At 69.9% G+C, this 16,309-nt stretch carries 15 protein-coding genes; 10 read left to right on the top strand and 5 right to left on the bottom strand.

Going from position 1 to position 16,309, the window contains the following annotated elements; all coding sequences use genetic code 11:
* Positions 1–88 precede the first annotated feature (88 nt).
* From C4K88_RS03225 to C4K88_RS03200, 6 genes are all read left to right on the top strand, one after another.
* The gene (locus C4K88_RS03225) at positions 89–1,015 is read left to right on the top strand and encodes an ABC transporter permease (protein ID WP_104120149.1); all 927 of its coding nucleotides are present in this window, start codon (positions 89–91) and stop codon (positions 1,013–1,015) included.
* Entirely contained in the window at positions 1,008–2,024 is a 1,017-nt protein-coding gene (locus C4K88_RS03220; protein ID WP_104120148.1) for an ABC transporter permease, read from the top strand. Before C4K88_RS03225 ends, C4K88_RS03220 begins: the two co-directional genes overlap by 8 nt.
* Complete coding sequence (locus C4K88_RS03215) at positions 2,021–3,745, top strand: ABC transporter ATP-binding protein (RefSeq protein ID WP_104120147.1); 1,725 nt, start codon at positions 2,021–2,023, stop codon at positions 3,743–3,745. The genes C4K88_RS03220 and C4K88_RS03215 overlap by 4 nt, the downstream gene beginning before the upstream one ends.
* A 338-nt stretch (positions 3,746–4,083) precedes the next feature.
* Positions 4,084–5,886, top strand: a complete 1,803-nt coding sequence (locus C4K88_RS03210) for a BCCT family transporter (protein ID WP_104120146.1) — start codon at positions 4,084–4,086, stop codon at positions 5,884–5,886.
* Positions 5,887–6,085: 199 nt separating this feature from the next.
* Positions 6,086–8,002, top strand: a complete 1,917-nt coding sequence (typA, locus tag C4K88_RS03205) for a translational GTPase TypA (RefSeq protein WP_104120145.1) — start codon at positions 6,086–6,088, stop codon at positions 8,000–8,002.
* A 21-nt stretch (positions 8,003–8,023) separates the two neighbouring features.
* A complete protein-coding gene (locus C4K88_RS03200) occupies positions 8,024–8,482 on the top strand; it encodes a hypothetical protein (RefSeq protein WP_104120144.1) in 459 nt (152 codons plus the stop codon).
* 25 nt (positions 8,483–8,507) lie between these two features.
* Here the strand turns inward: C4K88_RS03200 and C4K88_RS03195 are convergent, their stop codons facing one another.
* On the bottom strand, positions 8,508–9,002 hold the full coding sequence (locus C4K88_RS03195) for an ArsR/SmtB family transcription factor (protein ID WP_104120143.1): 495 nt from the start codon (positions 9,000–9,002) through the stop codon (positions 8,508–8,510).
* 88 nt (positions 9,003–9,090) lie between these two features.
* The gene (locus C4K88_RS03190; protein WP_104120142.1) at positions 9,091–9,327 is read right to left on the bottom strand and encodes a putative acetyltransferase; all 237 of its coding nucleotides are present in this window, start codon (positions 9,325–9,327) and stop codon (positions 9,091–9,093) included.
* 145 nt (positions 9,328–9,472) lie between these two features.
* Here C4K88_RS03190 and fdxA point away from each other — a divergent pair, with 145 nt between their 5' ends.
* From fdxA to C4K88_RS03175, 3 genes are all read left to right on the top strand, one after another.
* Positions 9,473–9,799: a ferredoxin gene (fdxA, locus tag C4K88_RS03185; RefSeq protein ID WP_049829022.1), complete on the top strand. Its 327-nt coding sequence runs from the start codon at positions 9,473–9,475 to the stop codon at positions 9,797–9,799.
* On the top strand, positions 9,800–10,954 hold the full coding sequence (gene dapC, locus C4K88_RS03180; protein ID WP_104120141.1) for a succinyldiaminopimelate transaminase: 1,155 nt from the start codon (positions 9,800–9,802) through the stop codon (positions 10,952–10,954).
* Positions 10,955–11,135: 181 nt separating this feature from the next.
* Entirely contained in the window at positions 11,136–12,416 is a 1,281-nt protein-coding gene (locus C4K88_RS03175; RefSeq protein WP_104120140.1) for a citrate synthase, read from the top strand.
* Between the two features lie 221 nt (positions 12,417–12,637).
* On the opposite strand, the gene galE is transcribed toward C4K88_RS03175, so the two are convergent.
* Positions 12,638–13,660 carry a UDP-glucose 4-epimerase GalE gene (gene galE / locus C4K88_RS03170; protein WP_104120139.1) on the bottom strand — a complete coding sequence of 341 codons (1,023 nt, stop codon included), beginning with the start codon at positions 13,658–13,660 and terminating at the stop codon, positions 12,638–12,640.
* 103 nt (positions 13,661–13,763) lie between these two features.
* On the opposite strand from galE, the gene C4K88_RS03165 reads away from it, so the two are divergent.
* Positions 13,764–14,378 carry a hypothetical protein gene (locus tag C4K88_RS03165; RefSeq protein WP_104120138.1) on the top strand — a complete coding sequence of 205 codons (615 nt, stop codon included), beginning with the start codon at positions 13,764–13,766 and terminating at the stop codon, positions 14,376–14,378.
* Positions 14,379–14,443: 65 nt separating this feature from the next.
* Here C4K88_RS03165 and C4K88_RS03160 read toward each other — a convergent pair whose 3' ends face one another.
* Positions 14,444–15,322 (bottom strand): hypothetical protein, encoded by an 879-nt coding sequence (locus C4K88_RS03160; protein ID WP_241521675.1) that lies wholly within the window; start codon positions 15,320–15,322, stop codon positions 14,444–14,446.
* Between the two features lie 3 nt (positions 15,323–15,325).
* A complete protein-coding gene (gene dapD, locus C4K88_RS03155) occupies positions 15,326–16,303 on the bottom strand; it encodes a 2,3,4,5-tetrahydropyridine-2,6-dicarboxylate N-succinyltransferase (RefSeq protein WP_104120136.1) in 978 nt (325 codons plus the stop codon).
* Positions 16,304–16,309 lie beyond the last annotated feature (6 nt).

Genomic DNA, 16,309 nt, shown 5'->3' with positions numbered 1-16,309 from the left:
CGTGCTCCAACGAAAAGGTTCCACACCTCATGAGCAACACCCACCCGCATCCCGTCCGGATGCATGCCGCACCGGCAGGAGCGCGCTGATGGTCTGGTACATCGTCCGCCGCGTCCTGCAGCTGGTCCCCGTCTTCCTCGGTGCCACCCTGCTGGTGTACTTCCTCGTCTTCAGCCTCCCGGGTGACGCCACCGCCGCCATCTGCGGTGAGCGCGGCTGCACGCCCGCCGTCGTCGCCGGCCTGCGCGAGCAGTACAACCTCGACCAGCCCTTCTGGATCCAGTACCTGCTGTACCTCAAGGGCGTGCTGACCTTCGATCTGGGCGTGAACTTCTCCGGCCGCCCGATCGCGACGATCATCGCCGAGGTCTTCCCGACCACGGCGAAGCTCGCCATCATGGCCCTAGTCATCGAGGCCGTCTTCGGGATCGTCTTCGGCCTCATCGCCGGGCTCCGCAAGGGCAGGCTCTTCGACTCGTCGGTCCTCGTCGTGTCCCTGATCGTCATCGCCGTGCCCATCTTCGTGCTCGGCTTCCTGATGCAGTTCCTGATCGGCGTCAAGCTCCAGTGGACCAACCCGACCGTGAGCGGGGACGCCACCGTCACGGAGCTCCTGCTCCCGGCCGTGGTCCTGGGACTGGTGTCCTTCGCCTACGTCCTGCGCCTGACCCGGACCAGCGTCATCGAGAACGTCAACGCGGACTACGTGCGCACCGCGACGGCCAAGGGCCTCAGCCGCCGCCGCGTCGTCGTCGTGCATGTCCTGCGCAACTCCCTCATCCCCGTCGTGACGTTCCTCGGCGCCGACCTCGGTGCCCTGATGGGCGGCGCGATCGTGACCGAGGGCATCTTCAACGTCAACGGCGTCGGCAACACCCTCTACCGCGCCGTGCTGAACGGTGACGGACCGATGGTCGTCTCGATCGTCACGTTCCTCATCCTCATCTTCTGCCTCGCCAACCTGCTGGTGGATCTCCTGTACGCGTGGCTGGACCCAAGGATTCGATATGCCTGAACCAACTTTCCCCTCCGCCACCGGCGGGACCGTCGAGGCCCCGGCGCGGGTGCGCACCAAGACGTCCGCCTACCCGATCGAGCACTTCGTCGCCGACCCGGACGAGACGCCCGTCCGGGCCACGGACAGCGCCGTGTCCGACGCCGCCCCCCGCAGCCTGTGGGGGGAGGCGTGGCGCAGCCTGAGGAAGCAGCCGCTGTTCATCATCAGCGCGCTCCTGATCCTCGCGGTCATCTTCGTGGCCCTGTTCCCCGGCCTCTTCACCAGCGAACCCCCCAACGAGAACTGCCTGCTCGAGAACTCGGACGGGGGACCGGCTCCGGGGCACCCGCTCGGCTTCACCGTGCAGGGCTGCGACATCCTCTCCCGCGTGGTGCACGGCACGCAGTCCTCGCTGACCGTCGGCCTGTTCGCCACGCTCGGCGTCGTCCTGATCGGCGGCCTCATCGGCGCACTGGCGGGCTTCTTCGGGGGCTGGGTCGATGCGATCCTCGCCCGCGTCGGGGACATCTTCTTCGCCCTCCCGCTGATCCTCGGCGCCATCGTCGTCGTGCAGCTGCCCGTGTTCCAGCAGAACCGGAACGTCTGGACGCTCGTCGTCATCCTCGTGGCCTTCGGCTGGCCGCAGATCGCACGCATCACCCGCGCGGCGGTCATCGAGGTGCGCAACGCCGACTTCGTCACCGCGGCCCGCTCGCTGGGTGTCTCGCCGCTGGGGGCCCTCGTCAAGCACGTCATCCCGAACGCGCTCGCGCCGGTCATCGTCATCGCGACGATCTCCCTCGGCACGTTCATCGTGGCGGAGTCGACGCTGTCCTTCCTCGGCATCGGACTCCCGCCGGACGTCATGTCCTGGGGCAATGACATCTTCTCCGCGAAGCCGTCGCTCCGCAGCAACCCCATGGCGATCTTCTGGCCGGGCCTCGCCCTGTCGATCACCGTTCTGAGCTTCATCATGCTGGGCGATGCCCTGCGTGACGCTCTCGACCCGAAGGCACGCAAACGATGAGCCACACCACACACACCGGGACGCGCGGGCACGCCGCCGCAGACGGTACGGATGGGCCCCGGCCGCTGCTCGAACTCCGGGACCTCGCGATCACGTTCTCGACGTCGAACGGGGACGTCCCGGCGGTGCGCAACGCGCACCTGACCGTGATGCCCGGCGAGACCGTCGCGATCGTCGGGGAGTCGGGATCCGGCAAGTCGACGACGGCGCTCGCCGCGATCGGCCTCCTGCCCGCCAACGGCAGGGTGTCCAACGGCAGCATCATCTTCGACGGCGAGGACATCACCCACGCCTCGGAGAAGCGCATTGTCGCCCTCCGCGGCTCCTCGATCGGCATGGTGCCCCAGGACCCGATGTCCAACCTGAACCCGGTCTGGAAGATCGGGTTCCAGGTCAGGGAGACGCTGAAGGCCAACGGTCTGCCCAGCGGACCCCAGGACGTCGCGAAGGTGCTCGCCGAGGCTGGTCTGCCCGACGCCGCGTCCCGTGCCAACCAGTACCCGCACGAGTTCTCCGGCGGCATGCGCCAGCGCGCCCTGATCGCGATCGGGCTGTCCTGCCGGCCGCGGCTGCTCATCGCGGACGAGCCGACATCCGCCCTGGACGTCACCGTGCAGCGGCAGATCCTGGACCACCTGGACACCATGACCGAGGAGCTCGGCACCGCCGTGCTGCTCATCACCCACGACCTCGGTCTCGCCGCCGAACGCGCGCACAAGGTGATCGTCATGTACAAGGGGCAGGTGGTCGAGGCGGGGCCGGCGCTCGAGCTGCTGACCAACCCCCGCCATCCGTACACGCAGAAGCTCGTGGCGTCCGCGCCGTCGATCGCGTCGCGCCGCATCGAGTCCGCCAAGAAGGCCGGCATCGCCACGGACGACCTGCTCGCCCCGGCGGCGCCTGCCGGCGCCGTCATGGACCGCGTGATCGAGGTCGAGGACCTGACGAAGGTCTTCAAGATCCGGGGCAACTGGGGGAAGTCCACCGACTTCACCGCGGTGGACAAGGTGTCCTTCTCCATCGCGCGCGGCACCACCACCGCGGTGGTGGGGGAGTCCGGGTCGGGGAAGTCGACCGTCGCGAAGATGGTCCTCGGGCTGGAGGGCGCGACGTCCGGCAGCATCCGGTTCGACGGCGTGGACATCACCACCCTCGGCCGGAAGGAGATGTTCGACTTCCGCCGCCGGGTGCAGCCGATCTTCCAGGACCCCTACGGTTCGCTCGACCCGATGTACAACATCTACCGGACCATCGAGGAGCCCCTCCGCGTCCACGGCGTGGGTAACGCGAAGAGCCGGGAGAAGAAGGTCCGCGAGCTGCTCGACCAGGTGGCACTGCCGTCCGCGATGATGCAGCGCTTCCCGAACGAACTCTCGGGCGGACAGCGGCAGCGCGTGGCGATCGCACGCGCGCTGGCCCTCGACCCCGAGGTGGTCATCTGCGACGAGGCCGTCTCGGCGCTCGACGTGCTGGTGCAGGCCCAGATCCTCACCCTGCTCGCCGACCTGCAGTCGGAACTCGGCCTGAGCTACCTCTTCATCACCCACGACCTCGCGGTGGTCCGGCAGATCGCCGATCACGTGGCCGTCATGGAGAAGGGCAGGCTCGTGGAGCAGGGCACCACCGACGAGGTGTTCGACAACCCCCGGACCGCGTACACGCAGGCCCTGCTCGCGGCGATCCCCGGGGCCGGGCTGGTCCTGCCTCCCGAGGTCGCCTGAGCCGGGCTCTGGCCGCGGGCGTCGACGTGCGGCCCGTATGAGAGGTAGTAGGCGGTCCCCGATCCGGGGGCTGCCTGCTGCCTTTAGAGGTGAAACGCATCACCGGGGTAACGATGCGCGTACGATCCGCGGCGGCGCCGCTCCGGCGGCCGATCGCCCGCGATCCCTGTCCTCAGGCCGATCCTGCGGGTCCCTGGCGCGAAGTGTACGACGACGGGACCGGTTCCGGGCTCCTGTCTTCCGCCTCTTGACGGGGCGATCCTCTGTAGGCTTGGTAGTTGCCCTGTGACGCCGCGCCACCGCGCCGCGCCCTGTCGCACCACCGAAGGAGACGGTCCATGAGTATCAAACCACCGGAAGAGGCTGTGTCCAGCCCGCCCACGCCGACGGATGCGGCAGGGGAAACGAGCACGGGACCAAGAGCGCGATTGGCCCTGCCGGTGTTCATCCCGGCCGCGGCCCTGATCGTGGTCTTCGTCGCGTTCGCCCTCGTTTCGCCGGATACCGCGGCGGCCCTCTTCGCCGGCGTCCAGGAGAACGTCATCGGCGCCTTCGGCTGGTACTACGTGGCGATCGTGGCCTTCTTCGTCGCGTTCTCGCTGTGGGTGGGGTTCAGCCGCTACGGTGACATCCGCCTGGGCAAGGACGACGACAAGCCCGAATTCTCCACCATGTCCTGGTTCGCCCTGCTCTTCGCCGCAGGCATGGGCATCGGGCTCGTGTTCTGGGGTGTGGCCGAACCGCTCAACCACTTCGCCAGCCCGCGCCCCGGCGTCACCGGCACCGACCTCCAGCTCGGCCAGCAGGCCATCACCCAGACCTTCCTCCACTGGGGGCTGCACGCGTGGAGCATCTACGTCGTCGTCGGTCTCTCGATCGCCTACGCCGTGCACCGGCGCGGCCGGCCGATCTCCATCCGCTGGACCCTCGAACCCCTGCTGGGTGACAGGGTCAAGGGCGCCTGGGGCCACGCCATCGACGTCGTCGCCCTCGTGGGTACGCTGTTCGGCGTCGCCACCTCGCTGGGTCTCGGCGTCCTCCAGATCTCCTCGGGACTCGACAGCGCCGGCATCCTCGCCGCCACCGAAGCCACGCAGGTGGGGCTGATCCTCTGCATCACCGCGCTGACCATCGTGTCCGTGATCTCCGGCGTGGGCAAGGGCATGAAGTGGCTCTCGAACATCAACCTCGTCCTCGCGGGGCTCCTCCTGCTCGTGGTGCTCTTCGCGGGTCCCACGCTCTTCCTCCTGCGCGAGTTCGTCCAGTCCATCGGCAACTACCTGCAGAACGTCGTCGGCCTGACCTTCAACACGCTGGCGTTCTCCGGAGCCGAGGGTGAGGCGTGGCAGGCGGCATGGACCACGTTCTACTGGGGCTGGTGGATGTCCTGGGCGCCCTTCGTGGGCATCTTCATCGCCCGCATCTCGAAGGGGCGCACGGTCCGCGAGTTCGTCGCCGGCGTCCTCCTCGTCCCCACCACGCTGGGCTTCCTGTGGTTCTCCGTGCTCGGCGGATCCGCCATCTACCGTGAGATCTTCGGCCAGGGCGGCCTGATCGCCGAGGACGGCACCGTGGACACCGAGAACGCGCTGTTCGGCCTCCTCGAGGGACTGCCCGGCGGGCCCGCGCTGCTCATCGGGGCCATCGTCCTGATCGCCGTCTTCTTCATCACCTCGGCCGATTCGGGTGCCCTCGTGATGAGCATGATCTCCACGGGCGGCGACCCGAATCCGAAGAACTGGATCCGGGTGTTCTGGGCAGTCCTCGCAGCGTTCGTCGCCATCGCGCTGCTGCTGGTCGGTGACGCGGGGCTGAGCTCCATCCAGACGGCCGCCATCCTCACGGCGCTCCCGTTCAGCGTCGTCATGCTCGCCATGTGCGTCTCCACGGCCAAGGCGTTCCACGGCGAGCACCGGGCCTGGCAGACGCTGCAGCGCAAGCTCGCGGCGACGGCCATGGCGGACCGCGTCACCGATCGGGTCAGCGAGTCCGTGTCCGGGCAGGTGGAGCGCCAGGTGGAGCGCCAGGTGCAGGAGCACCTCGCCGACCATGCGTCCGACACCCTGTCGGAGGGCGCTGCCGACACCGGTCCTGCCGCCGAGAATGCCGGGTCGCGCTTCCGCTGGGCCCGCAGGCCGTAACCACGTCCCGCGATCCACGCACGACGGCGGCGGCCTTCCCCTCGGGAGGGCCGCCGCCGTCGTATGCGCAGCCTCCCCGGGCGCCGGTCGACAGGGCGCATTAGGTCTGTTTTTGCCGCGTCCCCTAGACTGGTAAGAGGGCGTGCATTGCAGCCGCCGTCATTTTCCCCGCAGTAGATACCGAATTGAGTAATAACGCATGTCTGAAACCACAGGCAACACCGCTGTTCGCAGCGACCTCCGCAACGTAGCCATCGTGGCCCACGTTGACCACGGAAAGACCACCCTGGTCGACGCCATGCTGAAGCAGACCAACTCGTTCGCTGCGCACGGCGACGTCGCCGACCGCGTCATGGACTCCGGCGACCTCGAGCGCGAGAAGGGCATCACCATCCTCGCGAAGAACACCACGGTGTTCTACGACGGCCCCTCCGCCAACGGCGAGACCATCACCATCAACGTCATCGACACCCCGGGCCACGCCGACTTCGGCGGCGAGGTGGAGCGCGGCCTGTCCATGGTCGACGGCGTCGTCCTCCTCGTCGACGCGTCCGAGGGCCCCCTGCCCCAGACGCGCTTCGTGCTCCGCAAGGCCCTCGCGGCCAAGCTCCCCGTGATCCTGCTGGTCAACAAGACCGACCGCCCCGACTCCCGCATCGAGGAGGTCGTCAGCGAGTCGATGGACCTCCTCCTCGGCCTCGCGTCCGACCTCGCCGACGAGGTCCCCGACCTCGATCTCGACCTGATCCTGAACGTGCCCGTCGTCTACGCCGCGGCGCGCGTCGGTGCCGCCTCGATCGAGCAGCCGGCCGACGGCACGGCGCCGGCGAACGACAACCTGGAACCGCTGTTCAAGACGATCATCGACCATATCCCGGCGCCCCGCTACAACCCCGACGGCGTCCTGCAGGCGCACGTCACCAACCTCGACGCCTCGCCGTTCCTCGGCCGCCTCGCGCTGCTGCGTATCTTCAACGGCACGCTGCGCAAGGGCCAGCAGGTCGCCTGGGCCCGCCAGAACGGTGAGCTCAAGACCGTCAAGATCACCGAGCTCCTCGCCACCAAGGCGCTGGATCGCGTACCCACCGACTCCGCCGGCCCCGGCGAGATCGTCGCCGTCGCCGGTATCGAGGGCATCACCATCGGCGAGACGCTCACCGACGTCGACAACCCGCAGCCCCTGCCGCTGATCACGGTCGACGACCCCGCGATCTCCGTCACCATCGGTATCAACACCTCGCCGCTCGCCGGCAAGGTCAAGGGCGCCAAGGTCACCGCGCGCCAGGTCAAGGACCGCCTCGACAAGGAGCTCATCGGCAACGTCTCGCTCCGCGTCCTCCCCACCGCCCGCCCGGACGCCTGGGAGGTCCAGGGCCGCGGTGAGCTGGCACTCGCCATCCTCGTGGAGCAGATGCGGCGTGAGGGCTTCGAGCTGACCGTCGGCAAGCCGCAGGTGGTCACGAAGACCATCGACGGCAAGATCCACGAGCCGATGGAACACATGACCATCGACGTCCCCGAGGAGTACCTCGGCGGGGTCACGCAGCTCATGGCCGCCCGCAAGGGCCGCATGACCAACATGGCGAACCACGGCACCGGCTGGGTCCGTATGGAGTTCATCGTCCCGGCGCGCGGCCTGATCGGGTTCCGTACCCGCTTCCTGACCGACACGCGCGGCGCCGGCATCGCCGCCTCGATCTCAGAGGGCTACGAGCCGTGGGCCGGTGACATCGAGTACCGCACCAACGGCTCGATGATCGCCGACCGCTCCGGCGTCGTCACCCCGTTCGCGATGATCAACCTGCAGGAGCGCGGCTCCTTCTTCGTGCAGCCCACCTCCGAGGTGTACGAGGGCATGATCGTCGGGGAGAACTCCCGCGCCGACGACATGGACGTGAACATCACGAAGGAGAAGAAGCTCACCAACATGCGTGCGGCTTCCTCCGACACCTTCGAGAACCTGACCCCGCCGCGCAACCTCACCCTCGAGGAGTCCCTCGAGTTCGCCCGTGAGGACGAGTGCGTCGAGGTCACCCCGGAGTCCATCCGCATCCGTAAGGTCATCCTCGACGCCAACGAGCGCATGCGCGCCTCGCGTTCGCGCGCCCGGGCCTAGCCCCGACGGTACGTCAGCACCATGACCCACCACGACGCCGGTCCTTCCCACGCGGGCAAGGGCCGGCGTCCGTCGTTCCGGGCGTCGTCCCCCGCCGGCGCGCGGCGCCCGGTGGCGATCGCGGGGGCCGTGGCGGCTGGGATCCTAGCCGCCGTCTTCGGGACGGCGCTGCACGCGCACCTGGTCTTCGTGGGCGGGGTCGCGCTCCCCGTCGGGGCGCTGGCGGCCCTGGTCCTCGCGGGCAGCCTGTTCCTGCTGTGCGGCCTGTGGGCGCGGAACGTGATGATGACGGCGGTGGCCGGGGCGATCGCCTACGGGGTCGTGGCGCTGCTCTCGCGGTCGGCGAAGACGCTCATCCTGACCGGATCGTCGACGGCCGCCCCCGGGACGGCACTCGCCGGGAACCTCTGGCTCTTCGGCGTGCTCGTCGTGACGCTCGCCGCGGTGGTGGGGGTCGTCGTCGTCCTCCGGCGCCGGTAGGCCCGCACCGGTAGGCGCGCGGGCCTCAGTCGGCCGTGCGGTCCAGGTGATGGGCCAGCATGATGGAGGTCGCCGTCCCGTCCTCGTCGGGCCCGCGGCGCGCGTAGTCCTCGAAGACCGCGCGGAGGCGCCCCATCATCTCGGTCCGGTGCTCGTCGTTGAGTCGGACGCCGACGCGCCAGACGTCGATCTCGGACGGCTCCAGGCCCTCGATCTCCTGCAGGAACGTCTCCACGAGGACGGGCGCGGAATTCGTCACGCGGGTGTTCCAGGACAGCCCGGTGGCACGGTACGGGATCTCCTTCGCCCCCCGGTTGCCGATGCGGGTGTCCTCGGCGGCGAGGAACCCCGTGGCGAGCAGCGTCCGGACGTGGTGGAGCGTCGTCGCCGGGTTCAGGCCCAGGGCCTCCGCGATCTCCTTGTTGGTCCTGGCCCGGTGCAGACACAGCCGCAGGATCCGGAGCCTGACGGGTGAGCTGAGCGCCCGGCCGCGCGCCTGAAGATCCTCGTCTGAGTCCATGCGCCGATTGTACGGGAGATCGGCCGTGGGATTGGCAGGTCCCAATCACTGATTCGGGCGCTCTCGGCCCGAGCGGCCCGTGCGGCTCCTAGGCCATCGGCCTGCGTGGCGCCCGGCGTGGAGGTGGCGGCGGTACCGGCCGCGCCGCGGTGACGTCGGCGAGGAGCACGACGTCGTCGCCCCGGCGGGTGCGCACCGTGCAGGTGGCGGTGTCGATGGCGACGAGCTCGCCGAGCGAGTCCGTGAACCCGGTGCCCATGCGACGCCGGACGACGACGCGCGTGGCGAGGGGGAGCGACGCGAGGAGGGCGGCGGGAGTCTGCACGCCTCAAGGGTAGGCGCTGCGGCGGCATCGCGGGGCCGCCCCGGACCCAGGGGCTCTGGTCCTGCCGGGCAGGCCGTTGCGTTAAGCTGGGATCCGCACCCCGGGTGCGTCAGCCCGACCCCACTCACAAGGAAAGGCGTGGGAAGTGACCTACGTAATCGCGCAGCCATGCGTGGATGTCAAGGACAAGGCCTGTATCGAGGAGTGCCCTGTCGACTGCATCTATGAGGGCGAGCGGTCGCTCTACATCCACCCCGACGAGTGCGTGGACTGCGGTGCGTGCGAGCCCGTGTGCCCGGTCGAGGCGATCTACTACGAGGACGACACCCCCGAGCAGTGGGCCGAGTACTACAAGGCCAACGTCGAGTTCTTCGACGACCTCGGCTCGCCCGGCGGTGCGGCGAAGGTCGGCAACACCGGCTTCGACCACCCCATCATCGCGGCCCTGCCGCCCCAGAACCAGCCCGCGTAGGTGACGGCCGGGGAGCCGACGCCGTTCGGCCTGCACCTGCCCGACTACCCGTGGGACGCCCTGGTGCCCTACCGGGAGACCGCGTCCCGCCACCCCGGGGGCCTGGTGGACCTGTCCATCGGCACCCCGGTGGATCCGACGCCCCAGCTCATCCGGACGGCGCTCGCCGGAGCCGCCGATGCGCACGGCTACCCGACCACCCACGGCACGGTGGCGCTCCGGACGGCGATCAGCGCCTGGTTCGCGCGGCGCAGGGGAGTGCCGGGGCTCGACCCCGCGGACATCCTGCCGACCGTCGGCTCCAAGGAGCTCGTCGCCTGGCTGCCCCTGCTGCTCGGACTGGGCGAGGGCGACGTCGTCGTCCGCCCCTCCGTCGCCTACCCCACGTACGACGTCGGCGCCCACCTCGCCGGTGCCACCGCGGTGGCTGCCGACTCCCTCGCCGACCTGCCCGCAGAGGTGCGCGCGCGGGTCCGTCTCGTCTGGATCAACTCGCCCGGCAACCCGACCGGCGAGGTGCTCGACGCCGAAGGCCTGCGGACCATCGTCGACGACGCCCGCTCGCTCGGCGCGGTCGTGGCCTCCGACGAGTGCTACGGCGAACTGGGCTGGGGTCGCTGGGACCCGGCGGAGGGCGGTGAGCCCGTGCCCAGCGTCCTCGACCCGCGGGTGTGCAACGGCTCCCACGAGAACCTGCTGGCCGTCTACTCGCTGAGCAAGCAGTCCAACCTCGCCGGCTACCGGGCCGCGTTCACGGCCGGGGACCCGGCGATCATCGCGAACCTCGTCAACTCCCGCAAGCACGCCGGCATGATCGTGCCCTACCCCGTGCAGGAGGCCATGCGGGTGGCCCTCGGGGACGACGCCCACGTGGCCGCGCAGAAGGACCTGTACCGCCGCCGTCGTGCCCTGCTCGTGCCGGCCCTCGAGGCCGCAGGCTTCACGATCAGCGGGTCGGCGGCCGGCCTGTACCTGTGGGCGTCGAACGGCAGCCCCACCTGGGACACCATCGACCGCCTTGCCGGGCTCGGGATCCTCGCGGGCCCGGGGACGTTCTACGGCGACGCCGGGGAGGGCTTCATCCGGATGGCGCTGACGGGCAGCGACGAGCGGATCGGGGCCGCGGTGGGGCGTCTCGCGGACGCCCCGCGCTGATCCGCGGTGATCCGCGGTATCCGTCCTTGCCGTCCGGCCCCGGCGGGCAGCAGGATTAGTGATCGGGGGCGCGCTGACGGTAGCGTTTGGCGTGAATGTGCTGAGCCCGGGCCGATCCCTGCCCTCGTGCGAAGCGATGATTTGTGGCGATGACCGCACTCCCGCTCCTGAAGGAGAATCAATGACCGAGCAGAACGCCTCACTGCACTACGGCGACGGCGAACTCAGCCTGCCGCTGGTCCGCGCAGCCGAGGGCAACCACGGCTACGACGTGTCGAAGCTGCTGAAGCAGACGGGCCAGGTCACCTTCGACCCCGGCTTCATGAACACCGCGGCCACCACCTCGGCGATCACCTACATCGACGGCGATGCCGGGATCCTCCGCTACCGCGGATACCCGATCGAGGAGCTCGCGAAGAACTCCAACTTCCTGGAGGTCTCCTACCTCCTGATCTACGGGAACCTGCCGACGCCCGAGGAACTGACCGCCTTCGACGGCCGGATCCGCCGGCACACGCTCCTGCACGAGGAACTGAAGGGCTTCTTCGGCGGCTTCCCGCGGGACGCCCACCCGATGCCCGTGCTGTCCTCGGCCGTCTCGGCGCTGTCCACGTTCTACCAGGACTCGCTCGACCCGTTCGACGACGAGCAGGTGGAACTCTCGACCTTCCGCCTCATGGCGAAGCTGCCCGTCATCGCGGCGTACGCGCACAAGAAGTCCATCGGCCAGCCGATGCTGTACCCGGACAACTCCATGAACCTCGTGGAGAACTTCCTGCGGCTCTCCTTCGGCCTGCCCGCCGAGCCGTACGACCTCGACCCGATGATGGTCAAGGCGCTCGACCTCCTGCTGATCCTGCACGCCGACCACGAGCAGAACTGCTCGACGTCGACCGTCCGCCTCGTGGGCAGCTCCAACGCGAACATGTTCGCATCGGTGTCGGCGGGCATCAACGCGCTCTTCGGCCCGCTGCACGGCGGCGCGAACGAGGCCGTACTGAACATGCTGCGCGACATCAAGGGCCAGGGCATGCAGCCCGAGGACTTCATGGAGAAGGTCAAGAAGAAGGAAGACGGCGTGAAGCTCATGGGCTTCGGGCACCGCGTCTACAAGAACTACGACCCGCGCGCGAAGATCGTCAAGGCCACGGCCCACGACATCCTCAACAAGCTCGGCGGTAATGACGAACTCCTCGACATCGCGATGCGGCTCGAGGAGAAGGCCCTCGCGGACGACTACTTCATCGAGCGGAAGCTGTACCCGAACGTGGACTTCTACACGGGTCTCATCTACAAGGCCATGGGCTTCCCCGAGAAGATGTTCACGGTGCTCTTCGCGATCGGCCGCCTCCCGGGCTGGATCGCCCAGTGGCGCGAGATGATGCAGGATCCGCAGACGAAGATCGGCCGTCCGCGCCAGCTGTACACGGGTGAGGGCGAGCGCCACTACCCCGCGAACTGATCTCCACACCACGACGGCGGCCGCCCACCCCTCCAGGGGTGGGCGGCCGCCGTCGTCATCCGGTGCGGCCTGGCGCGACCGCCGCAGAATGGCGCGACCGCCGCGGCGGGTGCCCAGACCCGTGGGAACGCCCCCACGGGTCTGGGCCGCCGAGCCGGGTGTGCGGCCCGAGCCGGGTGTCCTGCGCCCAGCCGCCGGTTGGGAGTCGGGTCAGGATCCGGTCAGGCCTCGGCCCGGGCGTAGCCCTGCGGGTTGTTCTTCTGCCAGCGCCAGTGGTCCTCGCACATCTCGGCGAGGCTCCGGGTCGCCGACCAGCCGAGATCGGCGAGGGCCGACGACGGGTCGGCGTAGCTGACCGCGGCGTCGCCCGGCCGGCGGGGGGCGAACTCGTACGGGATGTCGCGGCCCACCGCCGCGGAGAACGCGGCGAGGACCTCGAGGACGGAGGAGCCGTTGCCCGTCCCGAGATTCCAGGTGTGCACCCCGCCGTGGGCGACGAGGTAGTCGAGGGCGGCGAGGTGGCCCTCGGCCAGGTCCACCACGTGGATGTAGTCGCGGACTCCGGTGCCGTCGGGGGTGGGGTAGTCGCTGCCGAAGACCAGGACCTTCTCGCGGCGACCCACCGCCACCTGCGCCACGAAGGGCAGGAGGTTGTTGGGGACGCCGGTGGGGTCCTCGCCGATGGTGCCCGAGGGGTGCGCGCCCACGGGGTTGAAGTACCGCAGCAGTGCGATGTTCCAGCGCGGATCCGCGGCACCGAGGTCCGTCAGGATGTCCTCGATCTGCTCCTTGGTGCGTCCGTAGGGGTTCACGGCGTCGAGGGGGAGCTTCTCCGTCAGGGGCACCTCCTCGGACGCGCCGTAGACGGTGGCCGACGAGCTGAAGACCAGGGTCCGCACACCGGCGTCGTCCATGACCCGCAGCAGGCTCAGGGTGCCGCCCACGTTGTTGGAGTAGTAGTAGAGCGGCTTCTCCACCGACTCACCGACGGCCTTCAGCCCGGCGAAGTGGATGACGGCGTCCACCTTTTCCTCGGCGAAGATGGCACGCAGCCGTGGCTCGTCGAGGAGGTCGGCCCGGTGGAAGGTCGGCGTGCGCCCGGTGAGGGCCGCGACCCGCTCGAGGGAGGTCTCCGTGGAGTTCAGCAGGTTGTCGACGACGACGACGTCGTGGCCGTGGTCGAGCAGGGTCAGGACGGTGTGCGAGCCGATGTAGCCGCTGCCACCGGTAACGAGTATTTTCACGCTCCCATCCTAGGTGCAACCCCGTGGGAGGGACGTTCCTCTGGAGCCGCCGGGGTCGGAGGATTACTGTAGGAGTGAACCCGACCGGCTCCGAAGGAGGCCCATGTCGTCCGCCGATTCCGGCTACAGCGCGTACTTCACAGTGGACACGTCGGAGGTGCTGCTCGTGGCGCTGTACCTCAGGGACTGCGCGGGGCTGCAGGGCACCGGCCTGCCGTCGCTCCCACCGCTGCAGCCGGCGGTGCGGAGGGCCGAGACACGGCAGCTGACCAAACGGGTGGGGGGACGGGCGACGCTGCGCGTCGAGTGGGAGGCGTGGTGGCACACCCTGCTGGCACACCGCGTCGGGGCCGCAGTGCTGCCGCTTCCGCCGGACTTCGAGGCCCTCGACGGCATGGCCGCGCTGAAGGCCCTCCTGCGGGCGCACTTCGGGACCGCGATGGCATGGGCGGCGGAGCGGTGCGCCGAGTACGCCCTCCGCGTGGGGTCCAGGGGCGCGGACAGCATGGACCGCCTGCTCGCCCGGATCATCCAGGAGTGCGAACTCGAACTGGGGCGCCCGGCCCGCCCGTTCACGCTGGAGGTCGTCGAGCTGCCCCTCGTCGGACAGCGCGCCTGGTGGGTGGAACCGGACAAGCTCCTGATGTGCCAGGACCTGTTCGACGACGAGGTCTCCTTCCGCAGCTATGTGGAACCCGTCATCCGGGCGCTCGTCTGAGTCCGGGCCCCGCGCCGGTGTCACGCCCCGCGCCGGTGATCACGGTGTCACGCCCGCGCCGGTGATCACGGTGTCACGCCCGCGACGGTGATGGTCACCGTCCCGGTCTCGGTCGTCGCCGAGGACCAGCCGCCGTCCGCCCGGCCCCATTCGAGGCCGGAGAACGCCACCGACGTGATCTGCAGGGCGGACGCGTTGGCCACCGCCCACTGCGCGACGGCCCAGCCCCTCGTCTCCGCGGCGTCCAGGGTGAGGCGGGTGCCGTCGACCGTCCCGCCGAGCGGACCGAAGACCTCCTCGGCGGCGGTCGAGACGGCGAGCGGGGCCCCGGCGGCAGAGGGGGCGCGGAGGGTGCAGTCCAGGGCGGCGGGGGACTGGCCGGTCAGCGCGGAGGCGAACGCCCGTCCCTCCGGCTCGTGGTCGGCGTACGCGGTGGGGTAGGCGGAGCGCTGGACCGTCTGGGCGGCCTCCGTGATCGGCAGGGTCTCGTACCCCGGGATCTTCACCAGGGCGTCGTAGAAGGCGCCCGCCGCGTAGAGGGGCGTCATGATCTGCTCCTCGGTCCCCCAGCCCTGCGAGGGGCGCTGCTGGAACAGGCCCCGGGAGTCCGGCCCGGCGGTGTCCCCGTAGTCGATGTTCTCCAGCCGGGATTCCTGGATCGCTGTGGCGATGGCGATCGACGCCGCGCGTGCCGGCAGGCCCCGGCTCACGGCGACGCCCGCGATGAGGGCGGCATTGCCGGCCTGCTCCGGTGTGAGCTCGAAGGTGTCCGCTCCCACCGTCGCGCTGCACCGCTCACGGATCAGGACCTCGCTGTCGTCCAGCTGGCGGACGGCGACGGCGGAGCCACCGACGACGACGGCGACCAGCGCGGCGAGCATGGCGCCGGTGCGCAGCCGGCGCCGTCGACGCCGGACGGCGGCCGACGGACTCCGTGGGGGCATGCGCTAGTTCGCGTGCAGGGCCGGGTTGAGCGCGATGCCCTCACCGCTGCGGGGACGGGCTTCGACGGCTCCCGTGGCGGAGTTGCGCAGGAAGAGGATGCCGGCCTCCCCCGAGAGCGTGGTGGCCTTGACGAGCGACCCGTCCTGCAGGGTCACCTTGGTGCCTGCCGTGAGGTAGAGCCCGGCCTCGACGACGCAGTCGTCGCCGAGGGAGATCCCCACGCCGGACTCGGCGCCCAGCAGGCACCGCTCACCGATGGTGATGCGTTCCTTCCCGCCGCCGGAGAGCGTGCCCATGATCGAGGCCCCGCCACCGATGTCCGAACCGTTCCCGACGACGACCCCCGCGGAGATGCGACCCTCCACCATGGACTGGCCGAGGGTCCCGGCGTTGAAGTTCACGAAACCCTCGTGCATGACGGTGGTGCCGTCGGCCAGGTGCGCGCCGAGCCGGACGCGGTCCGCGTCGGCGATCCGGACGCCGGCCGGGACCACGTAGTCGACCATGCGCGGGAACTTGTCGACGCCGTGGACGGCGACGGGGCCGCGGGCCCGCAGTGCAGCGCGGACCGTCTCGAAACCGTCGACGGGAACCGGTCCGTAGTTGGTCCACACGACGGTCGCCAGCAGGCCGAAGATGCCGTCCAGGGAGATGGTGTTCGGCTGGACCAGCCGGTGCGAGAGGAGGTGGAGCCTCAGGTAGGCGTCCTCGGTGCTCGTCGGGGCGGCATCGAGGTCCACGACGAGGTCCACGACCCGCTGCGTGACGTGCCGTGCATTGTCCACGCCCGACTCCGCGAGGGCCTCCAGCGTGTCCCGCAGTCCGGTCGACGCGGCGCCGCCTGCGGCGGGCCCGCCGACCCAGGGGGCCGGGTACCAGGTGTCCAGGACGGTGCCGTCGGAGGCGACGGTGGCGAGGCCGAGACCGCCGGCCTGACGCCCGGGAGCGGACATGGATGAGCTGGGCGCAGTGGGAGTCATGGGCAC

The organism is Arthrobacter pityocampae, from assembly GCF_002927275.1.
Taxonomy (GTDB): Bacteria; Actinomycetota; Actinomycetes; order Actinomycetales; family Micrococcaceae; genus Arthrobacter_D; species Arthrobacter_D pityocampae.
Note: the sequence above shows the minus strand (reverse complement) of the source record. Positions and strands in the feature narration are given on the sequence as shown.

Bases quoted from the DNA above. Each gene is read 5' to 3' on its own strand.
- C4K88_RS03175 (WP_104120140.1), top strand. From the start codon at position 11,136: ATGACCGAGCAGAACGCCTCACTGCACTACGGCGACGGCGAACTCAGC.
- C4K88_RS03195 (WP_104120143.1), bottom strand. From the start codon at position 9,002: ATGGACTCAGACGAGGATCTTCAGGCGCGCGGCCGGGCGCTCAGCTCA.
- C4K88_RS03225 (WP_104120149.1), top strand. From the start codon at position 89: ATGGTCTGGTACATCGTCCGCCGCGTCCTGCAGCTGGTCCCCGTCTTC.
- dapD (WP_104120136.1), bottom strand. From the start codon at position 16,303: ATGACTCCCACTGCGCCCAGCTCATCCATGTCCGCTCCCGGGCGTCAG.
- C4K88_RS03210 (WP_104120146.1), top strand. From the start codon at position 4,084: ATGAGTATCAAACCACCGGAAGAGGCTGTGTCCAGCCCGCCCACGCCG.
- C4K88_RS03200 (WP_104120144.1), top strand. From the start codon at position 8,024: ATGACCCACCACGACGCCGGTCCTTCCCACGCGGGCAAGGGCCGGCGT.
- C4K88_RS03215 (WP_104120147.1), top strand. From the start codon at position 2,021: ATGAGCCACACCACACACACCGGGACGCGCGGGCACGCCGCCGCAGAC.
- C4K88_RS03165 (WP_104120138.1), top strand. From the start codon at position 13,764: ATGTCGTCCGCCGATTCCGGCTACAGCGCGTACTTCACAGTGGACACG.
- typA (WP_104120145.1), top strand. From the start codon at position 6,086: ATGTCTGAAACCACAGGCAACACCGCTGTTCGCAGCGACCTCCGCAAC.
- C4K88_RS03160 (WP_241521675.1), bottom strand. From the start codon at position 15,322: ATGCCCCCACGGAGTCCGTCGGCCGCCGTCCGGCGTCGACGGCGCCGG.
- C4K88_RS03220 (WP_104120148.1), top strand. From the start codon at position 1,008: ATGCCTGAACCAACTTTCCCCTCCGCCACCGGCGGGACCGTCGAGGCC.